The sequence below is a fragment of the Streptomyces sp. NPDC059917 genome, from assembly GCF_042730635.1.
Lineage (GTDB): Bacteria > Actinomycetota > Actinomycetes > Streptomycetales > Streptomycetaceae > Streptomyces.
In genome coordinates this window covers 62,956-68,996 of the sequence record NZ_JBHWLC010000046.1, presented here as the reverse complement: position 1 = coordinate 68,996, position 6,041 = coordinate 62,956, and the positions used below count along the sequence as shown (strand labels likewise).

General features: G+C 70.5%; 4 protein-coding genes. 1 reads left to right on the top strand and 3 read right to left on the bottom strand.

Annotated elements, in window-relative coordinates; genetic code table 11:
* Window positions 1-435: 435 nt before the first annotated feature.
* On the bottom strand, window positions 436-972 hold the full coding sequence (locus ACFWAR_RS25100; protein ID WP_385781140.1) for a MarR family winged helix-turn-helix transcriptional regulator: 537 nt from the start codon (window positions 970-972) through the stop codon (window positions 436-438).
* 124 nt (window positions 973-1,096) lie between these two features.
* On the opposite strand from ACFWAR_RS25100, the gene ACFWAR_RS25095 reads away from it, so the two are divergent.
* Window positions 1,097-2,386 carry an MFS transporter gene (locus ACFWAR_RS25095; protein ID WP_385781151.1) on the top strand — a complete coding sequence of 430 codons (1,290 nt, stop codon included), beginning with the start codon at window positions 1,097-1,099 and terminating at the stop codon, window positions 2,384-2,386.
* Window positions 2,387-2,462: 76 nt separating this feature from the next.
* Here the strand turns inward: ACFWAR_RS25095 and ACFWAR_RS25090 are convergent, their stop codons facing one another.
* Window positions 2,463-4,232 (bottom strand): SpoIIE family protein phosphatase, encoded by a 1,770-nt coding sequence (locus ACFWAR_RS25090; protein WP_385781148.1) that lies wholly within the window; start codon window positions 4,230-4,232, stop codon window positions 2,463-2,465.
* 131 nt (window positions 4,233-4,363) lie between these two features.
* On the bottom strand, window positions 4,364-5,782 hold the full coding sequence (locus ACFWAR_RS25085) for an NAD(P)/FAD-dependent oxidoreductase (RefSeq protein ID WP_385781137.1): 1,419 nt from the start codon (window positions 5,780-5,782) through the stop codon (window positions 4,364-4,366).
* Window positions 5,783-6,041 lie beyond the last annotated feature (259 nt).

Genomic DNA, 6,041 nt, shown 5'->3' with positions numbered 1-6,041 from the left:
GCAGTATCACTACTGGGGCTTTCCTCCGGGCTTCGTTCTTCGTTTCCGACTCTATCAGACTCTTTCGTGTCCGATTCCCGGTCGAAGCGGGATCTTGCTTTTCGCTTTCCAGGTCTTCGCTTTCGCGTTTCCCTTTCCGGCGAGTCCGACTCTATCAGATCCTTTCGGGCCTGACTCCCAGTCAGTTGGGCTTGTCTTCCCGGCTGTTGGGCCGTTCCGACTCCCAAACTCTAGCGGATTTCCCGGGTGGCTCATAATCGGGCCGCGGTTGGAATTCGGGCATGCCGAATTCGTTCCCGGTGGGAGATCGTGCTGAGTTGGGTGCCGCTACGAGGCGGCGTCATCTGCTGTCACCGAAACATTCCGGCTCCGGGACAACTCGGAGAACCTTACGGACTCGCGGGGTCGGTGTCAACCCCGGGTCCGCGTGCCAGGTCAGGCGGGCGACTGGAGGCCTTCGACCCGGTCCAGCAGGCGCGTGAGGATGTCGCCGAGCAGGGCGCGCTCCGCGGTGGAGAGGTCCTGCAGGAGGTCCTCTTCGAAGAGCGTGGCCGCGCGCATCGCGTCGAGCCACTTGCTGCGGCCCTCGTTCGTGAGCTCCACGATCACGCGGACCCGGTTGGACTCGTCGCGCTCCCGCGTCACCAGGCCGTCCGCGGTCATGCGGTCGATCCGGTGGGTCATCGCGGCGGGCGTCAGGCCCAGCTGCTTCGCCAGCTCGCTCGGGCCCATCCGGTAGGGGTCGCCCGCGAGCACGAGGGCCTTGAGGACCTCCCACTCGGCGTTGCTGATGCCCAGGGCCGCCGTCTGGCGGCCGTACGCGACGTTCATCCGGCGGTTGAGGCGGCTCAGAGCCGACACGACCTTCTCGACCTGGGGGTCGAGGTCCTGGAACTCGCGCTGATAGACGGCGATCTGCTCATCGAGGCTCGGCTCGTGGACGGGCGTAGTGCCGTCGGGGGTGTCACCCATGGACCGAAGTATGGCACGAGCCCATTGGCGTCTAACTCCTTCGGTGTGTAGAGTTAAGGATCGAACTTTAGGTATGAAGTCTTGAGGCTTCAGTAGTGAAGGCAGGTGAGAAGTGACCAAGGTGATGGGCGCTGCGATGCGGAGGATCCAGGCCGGTAACGCGCTGACCGCGTTCGGTATCGGTTTCACGGTTCCGTTCCTCTATATCTACGTGGCGCAGGTGCGGGATCTGGGTGCGGCTACGGCGACGTGCGCCTTCGTGGCGTTCGCCCTGGGCGCCCTTCTCGCGCTGCCCCTCACCGGTCGGGTCATCGACCGGCGCGGGCCCGTCCCCGTGGTCATGGGCGCGGCGGTGGCCGCGTCGGTGGGCGCGATATCGCTGGGGCTGTCGACCGGCGTCGTCCCGATCCTGCTGTCCGCCCTGGCGCTGGGTGCCGGGCAGGCCGTCATGCAGCCCGCGCTGGCCACGATGATCGTGTGGTGCTCCACCCCGAGCACCCGGACCCGTGCCTTCGCGCTCCAGTTCTTCATGCAGAACCTGGGTCTCGGCATCGGCGGCCTCATCGGCGGCCAGATCGTGGACGTGGACCGTCCCGGCAGCTTCACCCTGCTGTTCAGCATCGAGGCCGTGATGTTCCTGGTGCTGGCGGGCGTGATCGCCACCGTGCGGATGCCGCACGCGCCGAGCATCAAGGACGCGGTACCGAGGGACCCCGCCCAGGCGGGTGGGGGCGGCTGGAAGCGGCTGCTGGAGCACAAGGCGATGGTCCAGCTCTGCGTGCTGGGCTTCGTGATCTTCTTCGCCTGCTACGGGCAGTTCGAGTCGGGTCTCGCCGCCTTCGGCACCGAAGCGGCCGGGATCTCCCCCTCCACCCTCGGCTTCGCGCTGGCCGCCAACACCGGTGCGATCGTCGTGGCGCAGTTCGTGGTGCTGCGGCTGGTCGAGAAGCGGCGTCGTTCGCGCGTCATCGCCCTGGTCGGCGTGATCTGGACGGGCGCCTGGCTCATAGCCGGCTTCTCGGGCCTGGGGCACGGCAGCGCGATGATGGCCGCCGCCGCGTTCATCACGACGTACGCCCTCTTCGGCATCGGCGAGGCCATGCTGTCGCCCACGCTGGCCCCGCTGGTGGCGGACCTGGCGCCGGAGGGTTCGGTCGGCCAGTACAACTCGGCCTTCGCCCTGGTCAAGCAGATGGCGCTGGCGCTCGGCCCGCTGGGCGTGCCGGTCGGCGCCGGGGTGCCGATGCTCTACATCGGGATCTTCGTCGTGGTCTCGCTCGGCATCGCCTGGCTCGCGCTGCGGCTCGGCAAGCGGTTGACGCCGGTGCAGGACAACCCGTCGCTGTTGAAGGCCGCTCCGGCCCAGGTGCCGGCCCCGAAGGCCGCTGCCGTCGCCGAGCCCGTATCGGCGTAGCGCGCGGGCGCAGGAAGCAGGGAAGGCCCCGGTCCGATCGGACCGGGGCCTTCCTGCGTTCGTTCGCTGCTCGCCGCTACTCGCCCGGCTTCTTGTCCGGGAGGGCGAATTCGCACCAGACGGCCTTGCCGCCGCCCGGGGTGCGCCGGGTGCCCCAGGAGGAGGCGATGGTCGCGACGATCGAGATGCCGCGGCCCGTCTCGTCGGCCGGTTCGGCGCGGCGGCGCCGCGGCAGGTGGTCGTCCCCGTCGGTGACCTCGATGATCAGGCGTCGGTCCGTACGGCGCAGGCGCAGGCGCATCGGCGGGGTGCCGTGTTGGAGGGAGTTCGCCACGAGTTCGCTGGCGGCCAGCACCCCGAGGTCGCACAGCTCCATCGGGAAGCGCCAGGAGGCGAGGACGCCCTGCGCGAAGGCCCGGGCCCGCGGGGCCGCCTCGATGCCGCCCAGCAGCTCCAGGGCCGCGTTGTGGAAGAGCTCCGCCTCCGAGCCGACGCGGGCGGGCTGCTGGAGGACCATCACGGCGACGTCGTCGTCGTGGTCGGCGTCCACGCCCAGGGCGCGCATCAGCCGGTCGCAGATGACGGCGGGGGTGCCCAGGGCGCCGGAGAGCGCGCGTTCCAGGGCGGCCACGCCCTCGTCGATGTCCTCGCCCCGGCGCTCGACGAGGCCGTCGGTGTAGAGGACCGCGGTGGAGCCGGGGCCCAGCGCGATGGTGCCGGAGGTGTGCAGCCAGCCCCCGGTGCCGAGCGGGGGCCCGGTGGGGTCGGCGGCGCGCCGGACGGTGCCGTCCTCGTCGCGGACGAGGATGGGCAGGTGGCCCGCGGAGGCGTAGGCCAGCAGGCCCTCGCTGGGGTCGTGGACGGCGTACACGCAGGTCGCAATCTGGCTGGCGTCGATCTCGGCGGCGAGGCCGTCGAGGAGCTGGAGCACCTCGTGCGGGGGCAGGTCGAGCCGGGCGTAGGCGCGCACCGCGGTGCGCAGCTGGCCCATGACGGCGGCGGCGCGGACGCCCCGGCCCATGACGTCGCCGATGACGAGGGCGGTGCGGCCAGCGCCGAGGGTGATGACGTCGTACCAGTCCCCGCCGACCGCGGCCTCGGTGCCGCCGGGCTGGTAGGTGGCGGCGATGCGCAGGTCGTCGGGCTGTTCCAGCTCCTGCGGGAGCAGGGAGCGCTGGAGGGTGACGACGGCCTCGCGCTGGCGGCGCTCGGCGGTGCGCAGCCGTTCGACGGCTTCGGCGTGGTCGGTGACGTCGGCGAGGTGGATCAGTACGCCGGCGCTGCGGCCCGCGCCGTCGGCCTCGGGGAAGTCCACGGGGGTGCAGGTGGCGGTGTAGGAGCTGCCGCCGGGTGCCTTGCGGTTCTTGGCGGTACGGGGCTTGCCGCTGCGCAGGACCTGGTCGAGGAGCGGGAGCAGCCCGAGCTCGCCGAGTTCGGGCAGGGCTTCGTGGGCGGCGGCGCCGGTGGGCCGTGGGCCGAAGCCCGCGGTGTAGGCGTCGTTGACGTAGGCGATGCGGTGCTCGGGACCGTGGACGAGCGCGACGCGGGCCGGGAGGCACCCGAGGACCTCGCGCACGGAGAGCACGTCGAGGGAGGGCACTGCGGCGAGCGCCGCGGCGGATCCGGTTCCGGTCCCGGAGACGGTGGGGTCCGTGGGGTCGGCGGGGCCGCCGTCCTGGCCGGACGGGCTCCGCTCGGCGCCACTGCCGGTGGGGTCGGCGCGGACGCCGCGGGCTGCCGGGACGGAGCCTTCGCCCCGCTTGGCCTGGGCTGCGGCATGTTCGGTCCGGGCGGCGGCGCGGCGCTGCGTTCCTGGAAACCGGGCGCTCCAGCGCGTGAAGTTCACTGCGTTCAAGCCTCGTGGTGTCGCTATTGGTCGCTACATCGCTCGTGGTCGGTCGCTCGGCGGTGTCACTCTGTGCAGGTGTGAGCCCACCTATGGTCACACGTCCAGTGTGGCCGACCACACTGACAACGTCAGCGCTGGTTGTCCTTCGGGGGGTTGGGGGCGGACGGGGGCGGGGGTTCCTTGGGTCCGCCGCCCGCGGCGAGTTCGAATTCGGCCCTGGGGTGTTCGAGGGACCCGAGGGAGACGATCTCGCGCTTGAACAGCCCGGAGAGGGTCCATTCGGCGAGGACGCGCATCTTGCGGTTGAAGGTGGGGACGCGGCTCAGGTGGTAGACGCGGTGCATGAGCCAGGCCGGGTAGCCCTTGAGCTTGCGGCCGTAGACGTGGGCGACGCCCTTGTGGAGGCCGAGGGAGGCCACGGAGCCGACGTACTTGTGGGCGTACTCGGTGAGCACTTCGTCGCGCAGGGCGTGGATCAGGTTGTCCGCGAGCACCTTGGCCTGGCGGACGGCGTGCTGCGCGTTGGGGGCGCATTCGATGCCGGGTGCGGCGGCGGTGATGTCGGGGACGGCGGCCGCGTCTCCGGCGGACCAGGCGTGTTCGACGCCCGCGACGGTGAGGAAGGCGGTGCAGGCGAGCCGGCCGCGTTCGTTGCGGGGCAGGTCGGAGGCGGCGAGGACGGGGTGGGGTTTGACGCCCGCGGTCCACACGACGGTGCGGGTGGGGAAGCGGGCTCCGTCGCTGAGGACGGCGACGCGGTCCGCGCAGGATTCCAGGCGGGTCTCCAGGCGCAGGTCGATGTTGCGGGCGCGCAGTTCGCGGATCGTGTACTTGCCCATGTCGGGGCCGACCTCGGGGAGGATCCGGTCGCTGGCCTCCACCAGCACCCACTTCATGTCTTCGGGCTTGATGTTGTGGTAGTACCGGGCGGCGTAGCGGGCCATGTCCTCCAGCTCCGCGAGGGCCTCGACGCCCGCGTATCCGCCGCCGACGAAGACGAAGGTCAGGGCCGCGTCGCGGATGGCCGGGTCGCGGGTCGAGGAGGCGATGTCCATCTGTTCGATGACGTGGTTGCGCAGGCCGATGGCCTCTTCGACGGTCTTGAAACCGATGGCGTACTCGGCGAGTCCCGGGATCGGGAGCGTGCGGGACACCGAACCGGGGGCGAGGACGATCTCGTCGTACTCGATCTCGAAGGCGCCGGTGCCCTCCTCGGCGGTGGCGAGGGTGGTGACGGTCGCGGTCCGTTTGGCGTGGTCGATGCTGCGGGCCTCGCCCACGACGATGCGGCAGCGGTCCAGCACGCGGCGCAGTGGTACGACGACGTGGCGCGGGGAGATGGAGCCGGCGGCCGCCTCGGGGAGGAAGGGCTGGTAGGTCATGTACGGCTCGGGGCTGATCACCGTGACCTCGGCCTCGTCGGCTCTCAGCTTTCGCTGGAGCCGGAGCGCCGTGTACATGCCGACGTAACCTCCGCCGACGACGAGGATGCGTGTCCGGGGCGGGGTGCCGGGGGCCGAGCCCCGGGAGTTAGCAGCCTTCACCATCCCATGACGCAACGTGGCCGGGAGTTTGTCCACAGGCTCGACAAATTGTGTGACCGGAGGTGGGGGTGCGAAGGGCTGGTTCACAGATGTGGATGGGGGGTGAGGTGCGCAGGTCAGGCAGTGCGGAGGGGGTGATTCCGGGGGCTTGGAACGGAAAAGTGGGGGTCAATGCTCCGATCGAGCGATGGTCCGTACGGAGCTGCCTCTTCTGAATTGACTCTGGCTCAACTATGTTCGTAGCCCGTCGAGGAGTTAGGAC

Excerpts from the sequence above, each read along its gene's own strand:
- ACFWAR_RS25100 (WP_385781140.1), bottom strand. The coding sequence starts at position 972 with ATGGGTGACACCCCCGACGGCACTACGCCCGTCCACGAGCCGAGCCTC.
- ACFWAR_RS25085 (WP_385781137.1), bottom strand. The coding sequence starts at position 5,782 with ATGGTGAAGGCTGCTAACTCCCGGGGCTCGGCCCCCGGCACCCCGCCC.
- ACFWAR_RS25095 (WP_385781151.1), top strand. The coding sequence starts at position 1,097 with ATGGGCGCTGCGATGCGGAGGATCCAGGCCGGTAACGCGCTGACCGCG.